This window comes from uncultured Aggregatibacter sp. (assembly GCF_938046485.1).
Taxonomy (GTDB): domain Bacteria; phylum Pseudomonadota; class Gammaproteobacteria; order Enterobacterales; family Pasteurellaceae; genus Aggregatibacter.
On record NZ_CALIWN010000002.1, the window covers coordinates 1 to 16304 of the forward strand.

At 43.2% G+C, this 16304-nt stretch carries 13 protein-coding genes and 4 tRNA genes; 6 read left to right on the plus strand and 11 right to left on the minus strand.

The window, feature by feature from the left end; all coding sequences use genetic code 11:
- Together xerC and dapF are read right to left on the minus strand one after the other, a co-directional pair.
- Positions 1–864: tyrosine recombinase XerC (gene xerC, locus Q0203_RS00055; RefSeq protein WP_297928627.1), on the minus strand; the 864-nt coding region annotated here is incomplete at its 3' end.
- Between the two features lie 15 nt (positions 865–879).
- Complete coding sequence (gene dapF, locus Q0203_RS00060; RefSeq protein ID WP_297928628.1) at positions 880–1704, minus strand: diaminopimelate epimerase; 825 nt, start codon at positions 1702–1704, stop codon at positions 880–882.
- Between the two features lie 218 nt (positions 1705–1922).
- Between dapF and asd the strand changes: the two genes are divergently transcribed.
- Complete coding sequence (gene asd / locus Q0203_RS00065) at positions 1923–3035, plus strand: aspartate-semialdehyde dehydrogenase (protein WP_297928631.1); 1113 nt, start codon at positions 1923–1925, stop codon at positions 3033–3035.
- Positions 3036–3122: 87 nt separating this feature from the next.
- Here the strand turns inward: asd and folD are convergent, their stop codons facing one another.
- Entirely contained in the window at positions 3123–3983 is an 861-nt protein-coding gene (gene folD / locus Q0203_RS00070; RefSeq protein ID WP_297928633.1) for a bifunctional methylenetetrahydrofolate dehydrogenase/methenyltetrahydrofolate cyclohydrolase FolD, read from the minus strand.
- 159 nt (positions 3984–4142) lie between these two features.
- On the opposite strand from folD, the gene Q0203_RS00075 reads away from it, so the two are divergent.
- Both Q0203_RS00075 and Q0203_RS00080 read left to right on the plus strand, forming a co-directional pair.
- Positions 4143–4219: transfer RNA gene (locus Q0203_RS00075), tRNA-Pro, on the plus strand.
- A 33-nt stretch (positions 4220–4252) separates the two neighbouring features.
- A tRNA-Arg gene (locus Q0203_RS00080) sits at positions 4253–4329 on the plus strand.
- Positions 4330–4392: 63 nt separating this feature from the next.
- Here Q0203_RS00080 and Q0203_RS00085 read toward each other — a convergent pair.
- Both Q0203_RS00085 and rluC read right to left on the minus strand, forming a co-directional pair.
- Positions 4393–5760, minus strand: a complete 1368-nt coding sequence (locus Q0203_RS00085) for a patatin-like phospholipase family protein (RefSeq protein ID WP_297928635.1) — start codon at positions 5758–5760, stop codon at positions 4393–4395.
- Positions 5761–5928: 168 nt separating this feature from the next.
- Positions 5929–6888, minus strand: coding sequence for a 23S rRNA pseudouridine(955/2504/2580) synthase RluC (gene rluC, locus Q0203_RS00090; RefSeq protein WP_297928642.1), 960 nt, complete (start codon positions 6886–6888; stop codon positions 5929–5931).
- 465 nt (positions 6889–7353) lie between these two features.
- On the opposite strand from rluC, the gene rne reads away from it, so the two are divergent.
- Positions 7354–10212 carry a ribonuclease E gene (gene rne / locus Q0203_RS00095; RefSeq protein ID WP_297928637.1) on the plus strand — a complete coding sequence of 953 codons (2859 nt, stop codon included), beginning with the start codon at positions 7354–7356 and terminating at the stop codon, positions 10210–10212.
- A gap of 98 nt (positions 10213–10310) precedes the next feature.
- Positions 10311–10400, plus strand: a tRNA-Ser gene (locus Q0203_RS00100).
- A gap of 173 nt (positions 10401–10573) precedes the next feature.
- Here the strand turns inward: Q0203_RS00100 and Q0203_RS00105 are convergent.
- The 5 genes from Q0203_RS00105 to Q0203_RS00125 form a co-directional block, all read right to left on the minus strand.
- Positions 10574–10963: a RidA family protein gene (locus Q0203_RS00105; protein ID WP_295974517.1), complete on the minus strand. Its 390-nt coding sequence runs from the start codon at positions 10961–10963 to the stop codon at positions 10574–10576.
- A gap of 115 nt (positions 10964–11078) precedes the next feature.
- A complete protein-coding gene (cysE, locus tag Q0203_RS00110) occupies positions 11079–11876 on the minus strand; it encodes a serine O-acetyltransferase (RefSeq protein WP_297928639.1) in 798 nt (265 codons plus the stop codon).
- 3 nt (positions 11877–11879) lie between these two features.
- Entirely contained in the window at positions 11880–12893 is a 1014-nt protein-coding gene (gpsA, locus tag Q0203_RS00115; protein ID WP_295974521.1) for an NAD(P)H-dependent glycerol-3-phosphate dehydrogenase, read from the minus strand.
- An 81-nt stretch (positions 12894–12974) separates the two neighbouring features.
- A complete protein-coding gene (gene secB / locus Q0203_RS00120; protein WP_021615574.1) occupies positions 12975–13478 on the minus strand; it encodes a protein-export chaperone SecB in 504 nt (167 codons plus the stop codon).
- 14 nt (positions 13479–13492) lie between these two features.
- Complete coding sequence (locus Q0203_RS00125) at positions 13493–13933, minus strand: rhodanese-like domain-containing protein (RefSeq protein ID WP_297928644.1); 441 nt, start codon at positions 13931–13933, stop codon at positions 13493–13495.
- Between the two features lie 321 nt (positions 13934–14254).
- Between Q0203_RS00125 and Q0203_RS00130 the strand changes: the two genes are divergently transcribed.
- Positions 14255–15577, plus strand: coding sequence for an anaerobic C4-dicarboxylate transporter (locus Q0203_RS00130; RefSeq protein ID WP_230621893.1), 1323 nt, complete (start codon positions 14255–14257; stop codon positions 15575–15577).
- Positions 15578–16137: 560 nt separating this feature from the next.
- Here Q0203_RS00130 and Q0203_RS00135 read toward each other — a convergent pair.
- Positions 16138–16213 (minus strand) — tRNA-Trp (locus Q0203_RS00135).
- Positions 16214–16304 lie beyond the last annotated feature (91 nt).

Consider the following 16304-nt stretch of genomic DNA (forward strand, 5'->3'; position numbering starts at 1 on the left):
CGCCGCATCATACACGTCTGCTAAATGTTGGAAATTTAAGTGCGTATAAATTTGCGTTGTCGATAAATGACTGTGTCCGAGCAATTCTTGTACCGCGCGTAAATCCGAACTGGCTTCCAACATATGGGTGGCAAAAGAGTGGCGAAGTTTGTGCGGATTCAAATGGCTATTCAGCCCTTGTCGAATGCCCCAGCGTTCCAAGCGCATTTGAATCGAGCGCGTGGACATACGATTCCCCAACTGACTGACAAACAACGCATCGTCTTTTGGGTTAAATAACAACCGCACTTTGAGCCATTGTTGAATGGCGTGGGAAGCATAACGCCCCAGTGGCACAATGCGCTCTTTGTTCCCTTTACCAATCACCCGCACTTCACGCACGCGAAGATTAATGCTGTTTAAGTTCAATCCTTGCAATTCCGACAAACGCAAACCGGAGCTGTAAAACAATTCAATCATGGCGCGATCGCGGATATCAATGGGTTCTTTGCTGTCGTTGGCAAGTAATAGCTGAATTTGATCCCTATCGATGTTTTTGGGTAAATGTTTGGGTTGCTTAGGCGCGGAAACGCCCACGGCCGGATTCACCTTGAGCTGCCCTTGATACACCAAATAACTCAAAAAGCGGCGCAACGCAGAAAGGCGTAACGCCAAGCTTTTTTCTTTTAAGCCATCTTGTTTACTGCTTTGTGCCAACACATAGCGCACGACACTTGGTGTGACTTGTTGCCATTGTTGAATTCCGGCATCCTGCAAAATGGCGATAACGCGCACCAACTGATGCTGATAGTTGGTCAGCGTATGAGGGCTCACTTGACGTTCAATGCGCAAGTAAGTCAGGTATTTTTGCAGTTCGTTTTGCATCGCGATGATCGAAAATTAGAGATAAATCACGCCGTCATAGACATGGGTAGCGCTACCGGTCATATACAGCGGATGCCCTTCGCCTTGCCATTCAATCAGCAAACTGCCGCCGGGCAAATCTACCTGCACTTCATTGTCCAATACGCCTTGCATAATCCCCACAGCGACTGCCGCACAAGCACCGCTACCACAGGCTTGGGTTTCGCCCGCGCCACGCTCATGTACGCGTAATTTAATATGTTTGCGATTCACCACCTGCATAAACCCGGCATTCACCCGTTCAGGAAAACGCTCATGGTTTTCAAGTAATGGTCCGAGCTGCGCTACATTGGCCGTGTGAATATCGTCCACCTGCACCACACAATGTGGATTGCCCATGGATACCGCGCCACAGAGTACCGTCTGAATTTCCGTGCGCAGAATATAATTTTTCTCAAATTTATTGGCGGTAAACGGAATTTTATTCGGATCCCAAATAGGTTCGCCCATGTTCACACGCACATTGTCGTCTTCTTTGACGGTCAACACCATTTTGCCATTTTGTGTACTGACGGCGATATCTTTTTTGTTGGTTAAACCTTTAAGCGTCACAAAACGGGCAAAACACCGGGCACCATTACCACATTGCGCCACTTCACTGCCGTCCGCATTAAAAATACGATAATGAAAATCCAATTCGGGATCATAAGGCGGTTCCACCACCAACAGCTGATCAAAACCAATGCCACGATGACGATCGGCTAAACGTTTAATGGTGTCGGCAGGAAAATAAACGTTCTGCGTAACCGCATCCACCACCATAAAATCATTGCCGAGTCCGTGCATTTTAGAAAATTGCATATCTATCCTTAAATAAATGAATTTTGCGGAATTATAACACATAAGGTACCACTTTCACTCGAGCCGTTCGTTCCGTTATCAATAGAAATGAAAAATAAAGTGCAGTCTATTTTTCAATTATTTTTAATAAAAAAAAATATCGGAAAAATACTTGCTTTTGAGCGCGATCTCTTGCTATTAATTAATCCCTCAAATTTTCTCTAATAAAGGATACATTTATGAAAAACGTTGGTTTTATCGGTTGGCGCGGAATGGTGGGTTCCGTTTTAATGGAACGTATGCAGCAAGAAAATGATTTTGCGAACATCAATCCGGTTTTCTTTACCACCTCTCAAGCCGGCCAAGCCGCACCGACATTTGCCGGTAAAGACGCAGGCACATTAAAAGATGCGTTTGATATTAACGAATTGAAAAAATTAGACATTATCGTCACTTGCCAAGGCGGTGATTACACCAACGATGTGTATCCAAAATTAAAAGCGGCCGGTTGGGATGGCTATTGGGTAGATGCAGCGTCTGCATTGCGTATGGAAAAAGATGCCATCATCGTCTTAGATCCGGTAAACCAACACGTGATTAGCGAGGGCTTGAAAAACGGCGTGAAAACCTATGTGGGCGGTAACTGTACGGTGAGCTTGATGTTAATGGCGTTAGGCGGGCTATTTAAACAGGATTTAGTGGAATGGATTTCCGTGGCGACTTACCAAGCCGCGAGTGGTGCCGGCGCTAAAAATATGCGTGAGTTGTTGGTACAAATGGGCGAGCTCAATGGCGAAGTCAAAACATTATTGGCACAACCGCACTCTTCTATTTTAGACATTGAACGCGCCGTTACGGCAAAAATGCGTGACAGCGATTTCCCAATTGATAACTTCGGCGCACCATTAGCCGGCAGCTTGATTCCATGGATTGATAAACTTTGGGAAAACGGACAAACCAAAGAAGAATGGAAAGGCTACGCAGAAACCAACAAAATTCTTGGCTTAAGCGACAACCCGATTCCGGTAGACGGCTTATGTGTACGTATCGGTGCTTTACGTTGCCACAGCCAAGCCTTCACCATTAAATTAAAACGTGATATTCCGTTAGCGGAAATCGAGCAAATTTTAGCCTCTCACAACGAATGGGTGAAAGTGATTCCAAATGACAAAGAAACCACATTGCGTGAGTTAACGCCAACCAAAGTGACCGGCACATTAAGCGTTCCGGTCGGCCGTTTACGTAAACTCAATATGGGGCCGGAATACTTAGCGGCGTTCAGCGTGGGCGACCAGTTATTATGGGGTGCGGCAGAGCCGATTCGTCGTATTTTGGTACAGTTGACAGCCTAAAATAAACAATGAAAAAATCCACCGCACTTCCGATATAAAATCGATTTAAAGTGCGGTGGATTTTTTATGTCTTTTTCAAGGAAGATGCTATGCTGCATCGCCCTGTTGTTTTTCATATGCGGAAAGGGTATTTTGCATCAACATCGCCACCGTCATCGGGCCTACGCCCCCCGGTACCGGAGTAATATAGGACGCACGCTGTGCGGCAATATCAAATTCCACATCGCCCACAAGTTTGCCCTCAAGGCGGTTAATGCCCACATCCACCACTACCGCGCCTTCTTTAATCCATTCGCCTTTAATGAATTTCGGTTTGCCCACCGCCACCACTAAAATATCCGCTTGACGAATATGACTCGCCAAATCTTCGGTGAAACGGTGTGTTACGGTCACGGTGCAACCGGCTAACAACAATTCAAGAGCCATCGGACGACCGACAATATTAGAGGCGCCCACGATCACCGCGTGTTTGCCATAGAAAGAAATGCCAGTGGTTTCCAATAATTTCATCACGCCGTAAGGAGTACAAGCGCGCAATGTGGGAATACGTTGGCACAACCGTCCAACATTGTAAGGATGAAAACCGTCTACATCCTTTTCCGGAGAAATTTGCTCAATCACTTTGGTGCTATCAATGTGTTTCGGCAACGGCAACTGCACCAAAATGCCATCAACCTCGGTATCTTGATTCAACTCTTCAATCAGTTCCAACAACGCCTGTTCCGTTGTGGTTTCCGGCAAATCGTAGGATTGTGACGTGATGCCGATTTCAGCACAGCTTTTCCGTTTACTGCCTACATACACTTGTGAGGCAGGATCCGCCCCCACCAAAATCACAGCTAAGCCCGGTGCGCGTTTTCCCTGAGCGACATACTGTGAAATTTGTTGAGCCACATTCGATTTAATTTGACTGGCTAATTGCGTTCCGGAAATAATTTGAGCGGTCATTGGCGTCTCCGATGAAAAAGAAAATACAAACGTTTGCTATTTTGTCAGAAAAGCCCCTTTTATGTAAGCCGAATTGCAATAAATTTAGGCATTCAATGGCAAAATAAAAAAAACTTATTGACTGAATAAGAAAGAAAACTATAATGCTACACATCTTTTCGGCGAGTAGCGCAGTTTGGTAGCGCAACTGGTTTGGGACCAGTGGGTCGTAGGTTCAAATCCTATCTCGCCGACCACCCTCTCTACTTCTTTATGATTCCTTTTACAATGCGCCCTTAGCTCAGCTGGATAGAGCAACGCCCTTCTAAGGCGTGGGTCAAAGGTTCGAATCCTTTAGGGCGTGCCATTTACCCTCAACATCCACCGCACTTTGCCGATAACAAACCCTAATCTGATATCACTGATTTCACTACTGTAATGCTTTTAATGCGTCATGATACTCTTTCGATTGCATTAACAAAATCTTCGCAGCTTCACGCAACTTATCCACATCAGATTCCGGTAAGTAAAAAGACGTTCCGATATTTAACACGTCTTTTTTCAATTGTCCTTCCGGTAGATCTTTCAAACTCACATTCACAAAATAAACCTTAATCTTGGCCTCTCTTTGACGTTTAGCATAAGCGTTCCATTGATTCGCAAATTTTTGTGAATATTGCACGGTCGATTCCGTCGCCTTATCAATCGGCACATTGATCACCGTATCGACCACTTCTCTCACGCCCGGCACATCCGCCGATTTGTCGATATGGCTGGTTCGTTCATTTTGTGCATTCACACTGACCACAACCACATGGCGAAAAGCGGATTTCTTCAATTCGGCATAAAGTTTGCGTACACTGAGCAAATTCGACATATCCAACAAACTGGCCAATCCTAAATTATCCGTTAAACCGCCATCCACTAAATGCAAATAAGGTTGTTCTACACTATCTTGATAACGCGCTAAGCGCTTTTGCATGGCATTAAAATTGTTCAATAACAAGTGATTGCCCGGCTGAGTTTGCATAAGAAACGCTTTTTTGCTTTCTGCGTGGCAAAGACCGGCATGATTATTCAAGGTGATTGGTGAAAAAATTAATGGTACTGCACTGGATGCCGCCACCGCACGCGCAATTTCAATATCATTCAAATCCACGCAAAGCCAATCAAAGAAGTCTTGCGTAAACGACACTTTCTGTCCTGCCGTCATATCTGTGGCGTTAATTACCGCAAACGGTCCTTTACGTTTCCGTGCCAAATCGGCAAACGTCTTTCCGTTATATAACGCTAAATTCAGTTGCTCTTGCAATAAATCGCTACGCCCGAATTGCGGCGAAGTAAGCCGAGGCACATTGCTCAAAGAAAACACTTCATTAATGACTTTTTTTTGGAAATCTTTCTTGAGAAAAAACTCCTTAAATTTGGGGATCGTTTCTTGCCCTTCTAACGCCAAATAGGCCGCCAACACCGAACCGCCGGACACGCCATACACCACATCAATATTTTGTAATAACGTATCGCCCCTTTCCGTTGGGCGTACTGTTGCCTGCTGAAACTGTTCTAACACGCCATATCCCAAAGACACCGCCCGTGAGCCACCACCGGAAAAAGTGACAATCACTAAATTTTCTTTTTCCAGCGCTTGTTGCATGGTCTTTTCTAAACGGTACCCCTTTTCTGGGTCAATTTGGCTGAGGGTTTTCGCGGGTTGGTAAAGGATGGAATGGCACGCCGTGAGCAATACCATGCTACTGGCCAGTAAGGTTCTATTCAAAAGAAGCGTCACACGTTTCATAGCCTATCCTCGACGTTGATGGGATAAGATTGATTCTACAACGCTTAAAGATAAAGGGGAAAGTGCGGTCAATTTTTTCACCGTTTTTATTTGAGAAATGTGATCAACACGGCAAAAGTGCGGTCATTTTTTCAGTATTTTGAAAATGCACGGAAAATCCACCGCACTTTACTTCATCTCTCGCAATCGTTTTAAGATCCCTTTCATTTTCTCATCCAATTGTGCTGTCAAACGCAACGTTTCACCACTGTGTGGATGTTCAAAACGAATAGAATAAGCATGTAAAAATAAACGATTCAAACCTAATTCGGCCATTTGTTGATCGAATACTTTGTCGCCATATTTGCTATCTAACGCAATGGGATGTCCGGCATATTGCGTATGCACGCGGATTTGATGGGTTCGCCCCGTGACCGGCGAAGCTTTCACCAAAGTAGCATTAACGTAACGCTCTTCCACAGAAAAGCGGGTTTCCGACGGTTTACCTTGTTCACTGACTTTCACAATGCGCTCGCCGCTCGACAGCTCATTTTTCAACAGCGGTGCCTGCACCACTTTACAGTGTGATTGCCACTGCCCACGCACAAGCGCTAAATACTCTTTTTGAATCGTTTTTTCACGCAACTGTTCATGTAAATGACGCAACGCAGAACGCTTTTTCGCTACCAATAAAATCCCCGAAGTATCGCGATCTAAACGATGAACCAATTCCAAGAAACGCGCCTCCGGACGAAGCGCACGTAATGCCTCAATCACGCCAAAATCTAGCCCGCTCCCCCCATGCACGGCGATACCGGAAGGTTTATTAAGTACTAGTAAGTAATTGTCTTCAAAAATAATGTGTTGTTCTAATTGGGCGACTTTGGTGAGTTTATGAGAAACGGTTTCCTGTGCTTTTTCTGCCACACGTACCGGTGGAATTCGCACCACATCCTCGGCTTGTAATTTATATTCCGGCTTACTTCTGCCTTTATTCACCCGCACTTCGCCTTTGCGTACAATGCGATAAATCAGACTTTTAGGTACGCCTTTTAAGCGCGCAAGGAGAAAATTATCTAATCTTTGACCTGCTTCATCATCGCTTATGGTGAGAAATTGCACGTTCGGGTTAACTACTTTTTCATTCATTTTGTGTTTATTACGATCTTTTACATAAAAATTGGCGCGCATCATAGCATATTGTATGGTGAGTTTGAATGTCGCAAAGAATCTTCCACAAAGGGTGAAACGCCTTGCTAAAAATCCCTATTCAAGCGATAATAGTGAGCCTTTTTTGAGTCAAAAAAGGCTTTAAAATAAACAGGTTATCATTGATAAAATACAATGCAGCATTCGGCATAAGACGTTGTTATTGCAATGATTTTTAACCATCAACATGAGCGACAGCTTGCAAACCATTTTTTAACCGGTTTTGTTTTTATTCACATATCAAGATGATATGAGTGTGAATAAGGTTGCCAATGCGCCCAGCAGATGACAGTCGGGAAGACGGACATTCTGCGACAGACACGAGGTCGGCGACTAAGCAAAGTGCGGTCATTTTTGATGACGTATTTTTAGGGGATAACCCCCTTTCGATAAAAGAGAAAACGAATGAAAAGAATGTTAATCAACGCAACTCAAAAAGAAGAGTTGCGCGTTGCGTTAGTCGATGGACAACGCTTATTCGACCTGGACATTGAAAGTCCTGGTCATGAACAGAAAAAAGCCAATATTTACAAAGGGAAAATCACTCGCGTTGAGCCGAGTTTAGAAGCCGCTTTTGTGGATTATGGCGCAGAACGTCACGGTTTTTTACCGTTAAAAGAAATTGCACGTGAATATTTCCCGGCGGATTATGTCTATCAAGGTCGTCCGAATATTCGCGATATTATTTCTGAAGGACAAGAAGTTATTGTTCAAGTGAACAAAGAAGAACGTGGCAATAAAGGTGCTGCGTTGACAACCTTTATTTCCTTGGCAGGAAGTTATTTAGTGATCATGCCAAACAACCCTCGTGCAGGTGGCATTTCTCGTCGCATTGAGGGCGATGAACGTTTGGAATTAAAAGATGCCTTGAGTTCTTTGGATGTGCCTGAAGGTATCGGCTTAATCGTACGTACCGCCGGTGTAGGTAAATCGCCGGAAGAATTGCAATGGGACTTAAAAGTGCTATTGCACCATTGGGAGGCAATCAAACAAGCCTCAGAAAGCCGCCCTGCGCCGTTCTTAATTCACCAAGAAAGTGATGTTATCGTGCGTGCGATTCGCGACTATTTGCGTCGTGATATCGGCGAAATTCTGATTGATAGTCCGAAAGTCTATGAAAAAGCGAAAGCACACATCAAATTAGTGCGTCCGGATTTCATTAATCGCGTGAAATTGTATCAAGGCGAAGTACCGCTGTTCAGTCATTATCAAATCGAATCCCAAATTGAATCCGCTTTCCAACGTGAAGTGCGTTTACCTTCCGGTGGTTCTATTGTCATTGACGCCACTGAAGCCTTAACAGCCATTGATATTAACTCCGCACGTTCTACCCGTGGTGGCGATATCGAAGAAACCGCATTAAACACTAACCTTGAAGCCGCAGATGAAATTGCGCGTCAACTTCGTTTACGCGACCTGGGTGGTTTAATTGTGATTGACTTCATCGACATGACACCGGTTCGCCATCAACGTGAAGTGGAAAACCGCATTCGCGATGCCGTACGTCAAGATCGCGCACGTATTCAAATTAGCCGCATTTCCCGCTTCGGTTTGTTGGAAATGTCTCGCCAACGTTTGAGTCCGTCATTAGGTGAATCCTCTCATCACGTCTGTCCGCGTTGCCAAGGCACCGGTAAAATCCGTGATAACGAATCACTTTCACTTTCTATCTTGCGTTTATTGGAAGAAGAAGCGTTAAAAGAAAATACCAAACAGGTTCACACCATCGTTCCGGTACAAATTGCTTCTTACTTATTAAACGAAAAACGTAAAGCTATTCATAGCATCGAAAAACGCCATAATGTCGATATTATCGTGGTACCAAACGAAGCGATGGAAACACCGAACTTCAGTGTGTTCCGTGTTCGTGATGGCGAAGAAGTGAATGAGTTAAGCTACAATTTGGCAAAATTACATCAAGATCAAGACGAAACCTTTGCTGCAGAGGAATCGTTGGTTTCTCGTAATATTGAAGCGACACAGGCAGAAATACCGGCGGTGGAAAGTGCGGCAGTTTCTTTGGCCATTACAATGCCAGCACCGGAGCCGGTTGAACGTAAAGCGCCGAAAGCACCATCTTTATTAAGCCGTTTATTCGCTGCATTAAAAGGTTTATTTGCGTCTGAGCCAAAACCGGAAGAGAAAAATAAAAAAGCTCGTCCAAACAACAGAAACATGAACAACCGTAATCGTCGCAATCAAGATCGTCGTAACAACCGTCGTGTTCGCAACGAAAATACGGAAAACGTTGTTGAAGAACAAAGTGCGGATAAATTTGAAGCGAGAAATCGTTACCAAGAGCGCAACGCTAAACGTAATCGTAAACCTGAAGTGATTGAAGAAATCATTAAACCTGAATCTTCTACCCCGGTTACCGAAGAAAAGGCTGAACCTGCACAACGTCGTCAACGTCGCGACTTACGCAAAAAAGTCCGCGTTTATGATGAGGTAAATGACATTCAAGCTGACCAAGCAGAAAAGGTTTCATTTGTTGAAAACGTGAATGTTGCTCATGCCCCAGAGGAATCCATTGTTTCTACGGAAGCAACAGAAATCTCAAATGAACCTGAACGCAATCGTGATAATGCGCGTCAACGTCGTTTACCACGTCATTTACGTGTGAATAACCAACGCCGTCGTCGTCCGCAAGAAAAATCACCAATGCCATTATTTGCTGCGGTAGCCTCTCCGGAGTTAGCCAGCGGAAAAGTTTGGATCGATATGACACAAATCAATCAACCGAAAGAAAAAGAAAATGCGTTCTTATCTGTTGATGAGCTACTTGAACAACAAAATCAATCAAGTGCAGAAACCGAGAAGAGCCTTACTGTGCCAGCCTTGGATATGATTGTTGAGAAAGCTAAAAATGACGTTCAACCGTTAACTGAATTTATTGCTCAGCCGGCAAATGATTCTGTTGAGAAGAAAATTCAGGCATCTTTAGAACGTTTAAATCATAACGTGACGTCAGAACCCACTACGGCAGTAGCTGAACAGGTCGAGCCGAAAACAGCACATGAGGTGAAATTCATGGCTGAAACCGACCGCACTTATGTATTCAACGGACGAATTGGAACATTCTCTGCAGTCGCGCATACCAAAGCAGAGGCGACATTAGCCAAAGCCTCGGATGAACCGATACAGACTTATCCCGTATCTGAATGGAAAAAATCCCGCTATTATTTCTACGGCAAAGGCGCGGCAGGACATCATACGGCAATCAGCCATGTTTATGCGGAGCCGACGAAGGCGGAAGTAAAATAATACTATCGACTGAAAATAAAGCAGTTAAATGATTTCTTTTATTTAACTGCTTGACTTAAATAACGAGAGTCCGTATTATTCACGTCACTTCAACACACGGAGGAATGGTCGAGCGGTTGAAGGCACCGGTCTTGAAAACCGGCGAGGGTTTACGCCCTCCCTGGGTTCGAATCCCAGTTCCTCCGCCATATTCAGAAAAGGCGCTAAGTTTTTACTTAGCGCTTTTTTGTTGCATTAAAATAATGCCTAAAAATAGAATGAATGCGTCACCTAAATGCGCCATGGTGTAACAAATCAAGAAAAAAGGCCAAACCGCTGTTTAACAAAGGTTTGACCTTAAGAAATCATATTCGCTGAAGAATTATGATCTAACAGCAATCGCTTCGATTTCTAATCCAACATCTTTCGGCAAACGCGCGACTTCGACACAAGAACGTGCCGGAAAACTTGGATGATGATGCGCCTTGAAAAAGGCTTCATACTCTGCGTTAACTGTTGCAAAATCTTTTAAATCTTTCACAAATACCGTGGTTTTCACAATATCTTTCACGCCTAAACCGGCTTGTTCTAAAATCGCTTTAATATTTTCTAAAGACTGTCTCGCTTGTTGAGCAATATCTGTCGGAATCTCGCCAGTTTGCGGGTTCACCGGAATTTGTCCGGAGGTCAACACAAAATTACCCAAATCAACGGCTTGAACATAGGGGCCGATGGCTGCCGGTGCTTTATCGGTATGAATTACGTTTGTCATTTTTACCTCATTTTCTTCTGGTTACGACTTTTCTCACGACAGTTTCTAGAGAGACCAGAAACCATCAGCAGAAAAGTGCGGTCAATTTTTATGATGTTTTTACTGATGATGCGTGCTAAATGTTTAATTCCATGCTCAGATCAATAAAATTTTGGTCCATCTCAAATGCCGGTTTGGCATCTTTGTCTTTGCCTATAATGCGTGCCGGTACGCCGGCGGCGGTGGCATAGTCCGGAACCGGTTGTAGGACCACTGAATTAGCACCGATTTTAGCGTATTTGCCGACTTCGATATTGCCTAAGATCTTCGCGCCGGCACCGATCATCACACCTTCATGAATTTTCGGATGGCGATCACCACATTCTTTACCTGTTCCGCCAAGCGTAACGCCTTGCAAAATAGACACGTTATTTTCAATCACGGACGTTTCCCCTACCACAATACCGGTGGCATGGTCAAACATGATGCCATGGCCGATTTTTGCTGCCGGGTGAATATCCACATCAAACGCCACAGAAATCTGATTTTGCAGGTAAATCGCAAGTGCTTTGCGATTTTGTTGCCATAAATAGTGTGTAATACGATAACTTTGAATGGCATGAAACCCTTTTAAATAAAGCAATGGTGTTGACCAAAGCTCCACTGCCGGATCGCGCTGACGCACCGCTTGAATGTCACAGGCAGCACATTCAATGATGCTTGGTTTTTCCTGATAGGTTTCTTCAATAATCTCACGCAAGGCAATTGCCGGCATAATCGTATTGGCTAATTTGTTCGCTAAAATATAACTTAACGCGCTGCCTAAGTTATGGTGTTTTAAAATGGTGGAATGGAAAAAACTGGCAAGCATAGGTTCATTCTCTACCAACTCTTTCGCTTCCTGACGAATAGATTGCCAAACCGTTGATGACATGAATTATTCCTCTTTACGTTCTCTGCCTAATAAATTTACTGCCGCTTCTTTTGCATTTTTACCACAAAATAGCACTTGATAAATTTGCTCCGTGATAGGCATTTCGATACCGTGCCGTTGCGCAAGCAAATGCGCTTCTTTTGTATTATAAAAGCCCTCCACGACCTGACCGATATTATCCATTGCCGTTTGAGCAGAAAAGCCCTGCCCCAGCATAATACCAAAGCGACGGTTGCGGGATTGATTGTCAGTACAGGTTAAAACAAGATCACCTAACCCCGACATTCCCATAAATGTATTCGGGTTTGCCCCAAGTGCGGTGCCTAAACGGGATATTTCGGCAATGCCACGCGTAATCAGCGCTGTTCTGGCGTTTGCGCCAAATCCCATGCCATCGGAAATGCCTGCACCGATAGCAATTACGTTTTTAATCGCTCCACCCAACTGCACGCCAAGCATATCGTTGTTAATATACACACGAAAATGCTTACTGCAATGAATACGCGCCTGAAACTGCAACGCAAATTCTTCGTTATTCGACGCTAAAGTAATTGCTGTAGGAAGCCCTGATGCCAACTCTTTAGCAAAGGTTGGCCCAGAAAGCACTGCTAACGGATAGTGGTTGCCTAATTTTTCCTTAATCACCTCTTCTAACAAACGACCGGTATCCCGCTCCAAACCTTTCGTTGCCCAAATGATACGACTGTCAGGACGTAAGTGCGGTCGAATTTGTGAGAGAATTTCACCAAAGCAATGACTTGGAATCGCCAACAATAAATCCCGTGAGGCTTGAATCGCTTTCGCTAAATCGGCTTCCAGAGATAACGCCTCAGGGAAAATAATATCCGGCAAAAATTCTGCATTTTGTCGCTCAGCATTCAGTTTCTGCATTTTTTGCGGATTGTGCCCCCAAAGGTAAGTGGGATGTCCATTACGTGAAAATGCAATGGCTAATGCCGTACCGAAAGAACCGGCACCTAACACAGTAATTGAAGAATGGGTCAAAGTCGTATTCATCATTAACTCCTTGAATGGCGAAAAAGACGGTAACGAAAAAAATAAACCCGCTTTATCACTTAATGAAGCGGGTTTTGCAGATTAGTTCACGCTTGGTTGTTCTTCGGATTCTTGCTCTTGTTGTTGACGTTGTAAATACTCAACAAATAATGCGTCGAAGTTCACCGGAGAAAGGTTTAATGCTGGGAATGTGCCACGATTAACTAAGTTAGAGACTAATTCGCGCGCATATGGGAATAGCATATTTGGGCATTGCGCTGTTAAACAATGCGCCATTTGCATATCATCTAAACCACTAATCGTGAATACACCGGCTTGTTTAACTTCACAAATAAACGCCACATCACCGGAATCTTCCAATGTGGTTTCAACGGAAAGATTTAAACACACTTCATATAAATCATCGCCTAATTTTACGGTTTCAGTAGATAAATCAAACGATAATTTCGGTTTCCATTCTTGATGGAAAATATGTGGAAGATTTGGCGCTTCAAAAGAAATATCTTTGACATAGATACGTTGAATTTGAAGTACGGCTTGAGCCTCTTGCTCTTCGTTCATCACGTCTTTTTTTTCTTCGGTCATATTGGAGTCCTTATTTATTTTCTAACTAAAGGTAAGCTTGCTGCACGCCAGCCTGCTAAGCCATCTTTTAATGTATATACATGATTAAAGCCTTGTTTTGCCAACATCTCGGCAGAGGTTGTCGAGGTTACCCCATTTGTACACACTAAAATCACCGGCGTGTCTTTATGTTGTTCAATTTTGCCAATGTTGTGATTTTTAATTTCGGTAGGCAACAGGTTGAGGCTATTGATAATATGCCCATTGGTAAACTCATCAATAGAACGCAAGTCAATAACCACGGCATTTTGATTGTTAATTAAGGCAATTGCTTCAGCGTTATCAATCACCTTTGTTTTACTGGTGGCGGCTTTAATAAAGCTGAAAATCACCATAATACACACAGCCACCCAAGCAACAACAATGAGTGTATGATTTTTGGCAAACGCCGTTGCCATCGGCATAAATTCTTCCATTTGTTTCTCAATCATTAGGTTTAAAAAGAAAGCTAGAGTATAACTTTACTTTCGCCATTTATCAAAAATTATTGTTTTTATTCCAAGGCAGAACTTGCTCAAATAACAATCATTTATTGATTTAAAATGTGACCTAGATCATAAATCAATCAGAACATCAAATCTCTTACATACTCACTATTACGTAATTCTTATATAATTAAACCGATTTTTGAGTTACGACATCTTGATTTATCTTAAATAAGGTAGGTCTATCAAATATCGCTGAGTATAATTTCTTATACCCCATACAAGTTTTATGTTTTACTTAAAGGAGGCAGTATGTCTGCTATGTTTTTACTTCAGTTCGCCATCGTGTTGCTCTGTATTTTAGTCGGTGCGCGCGTGGGTGGTATCGGTTTGGGTGTCTTTGGCGGCTTGGGGCTAGCTATCTTATCTTTCGGTTTCGGCTTAAAACCGGCGGGTTTGCCAATTGACGTGATGTTTATGATTATGGCAGTAGTTTCTGCGGCAGCAGCAATGCAAGCATCAGGTGGTTTAGATTACATGATCAAAATTGCGACAAATATTTTACGTCGCAATCCAAAACATATTACATTTATCGCCCCTGCAGTGACTTGGACCTTTACGCTATTAGCCGGTACGGGCCACGTTGCCTATTCTGTATTACCGGTAATTGCTGAAGTGAGTCGTCAAAATGGCGTCCGTCCTGAACGTCCAATGTCCATGGCGGTTATCGCCTCTCAATTTGCGATTGTTGCCAGTCCGATTGCTGCCGCTGTAGTTGCAGTTGTCGCGTATCTTGAACCGCAAGGCATTCATTTAGGGGATGTGTTAATCGTTACAATTCCTTCTACTATTCTGGGAATTTTCTGCGCTTGTCTATTTGTCAATAAAATGGGTAAAGAATTAAAGGATGATCCGGAATATCAACGTCGTTTACACGATCCAAAATATGCGGAAGCCTTTAATTCAACTGTCGTCGGTAAAGAGCTTGAAATTAGCAAATCCGCCAAAATCTCCGTATCCCTTTTCTTATTTGGTGCATTACTTGTTGTGTTAATGGGAGCAATGCCTTCTCTTCGTCCGGTATTTGATGGCAAACCAATGGGTATGGCGCATACCATTGAGATCATCATGCTATCTATCGGTGCGTTAATTATCTTAACCTGTAAACCGGATGGCACTGAAATTACTAAAGGTTCTGTATTCCACGCCGGTATGCGTGCGGTAATCGCTATTTTCGGTATTGCATGGTTAGGTGATACCTTAATGCAAGCCCATATGGAAGAAGTTAAAGGTTTAGTAAAAGGTTTAGTCGAAACCGCACCTTGGACATTTGCTTTCGCCTTGTTCATACTTTCAGTGTTAGTTAACAGCCAAGGTGCTACTGTAGCAACTCTATTCCCATTGGGTATTGCTCTTGGTATTCCACCGGCAATTTTGATTGGTGTGTTTGTTGCGGTAAACGGCTATTTCTTCATCCCGAACTACGGCCCAATCATTGCTTCAATTGACTTTGACACAACCGGTACAACACGAATCGGTAAATACATTTTTAACCACAGTTTCATGCTACCAGGCTTATTAAGTATGGCATTTTGTTTAGGTTTCGGCTTATTATTTGCCAATATCTTGCTATAACAACATTCCTTAATACAACATATAGCGCCTAATATCAGGCGCTATTTTTTTACATTCATAATTCGCACGAAATAACGTCAAAAATGACCGCACTTTATTTCTCATCGCAGAATCGGCAAAACGAAACTCTCCTTCCCAACAAGCTAAGGGAGAACCTATGAAAACAATAGCATTAGGTAAAGGGATAATATTATGCCAAAACAAAATATACAAAATGCTCTTTAAAGACGACATTTTATTGTTGACTAGATGATTAGATAAAGATTTGAAGGCGTTATAATGTCTAGTGTAACAAGGTCTATAAACAACCACTACCAATATTCATTGGTCATCAATGTAAAAAAGAGTGTACTACTCGCTCAATCTTTTTATAAAGCACATAAGATATATAGAATGCTCTACATTCTCAAAAACGGGAAACAAACTGTCAAACTATTTACTGTTTAGTATTTGCCTGAACAATTACAGTTAAACTAAAACAAGATATTCACACGAAATTTAAATAGAATTTATAAAAAGATAGAATATTTTGATGGGATATATAACTAGGGTATAATCAATGGCAGGGGCGGAGAGGCTCGAACTCCCAACACCCGGTTTTGGAGACCGGTGCTCTACCAATTGAACTACGCCCCTATTGGTATGTAACTTTAGATAACTGAAATTGGCGGAATGGACGGGACTCGAACCCGCGACCCCCTGCGTGACAGGCAGGTATTCTAACCAG

Bases quoted from the DNA above. Each gene is read 5' to 3' on its own strand.
- folD (WP_297928633.1), bottom strand. From the start codon at position 3,983: ATGACCGCTCAAATTATTTCCGGAACGCAATTAGCCAGTCAAATTAAA.
- dapF (WP_297928628.1), bottom strand. From the start codon at position 1,704: ATGCAATTTTCTAAAATGCACGGACTCGGCAATGATTTTATGGTGGTG.
- secB (WP_021615574.1), bottom strand. From the start codon at position 13,478: ATGACCGAAGAAAAAAAAGACGTGATGAACGAAGAGCAAGAGGCTCAA.
- Q0203_RS00105 (WP_295974517.1), bottom strand. From the start codon at position 10,963: ATGACAAACGTAATTCATACCGATAAAGCACCGGCAGCCATCGGCCCC.
- gpsA (WP_295974521.1), bottom strand. From the start codon at position 12,893: ATGAATACGACTTTGACCCATTCTTCAATTACTGTGTTAGGTGCCGGT.
- Q0203_RS00085 (WP_297928635.1), bottom strand. From the start codon at position 5,760: ATGAAACGTGTGACGCTTCTTTTGAATAGAACCTTACTGGCCAGTAGC.
- Q0203_RS00130 (WP_230621893.1), top strand. From the start codon at position 14,255: ATGTCTGCTATGTTTTTACTTCAGTTCGCCATCGTGTTGCTCTGTATT.
- rne (WP_297928637.1), top strand. From the start codon at position 7,354: ATGAAAAGAATGTTAATCAACGCAACTCAAAAAGAAGAGTTGCGCGTT.
- cysE (WP_297928639.1), bottom strand. From the start codon at position 11,876: ATGTCATCAACGGTTTGGCAATCTATTCGTCAGGAAGCGAAAGAGTTG.
- rluC (WP_297928642.1), bottom strand. From the start codon at position 6,888: ATGAATGAAAAAGTAGTTAACCCGAACGTGCAATTTCTCACCATAAGC.
- Q0203_RS00125 (WP_297928644.1), bottom strand. From the start codon at position 13,933: ATGGAAGAATTTATGCCGATGGCAACGGCGTTTGCCAAAAATCATACA.
- asd (WP_297928631.1), top strand. From the start codon at position 1,923: ATGAAAAACGTTGGTTTTATCGGTTGGCGCGGAATGGTGGGTTCCGTT.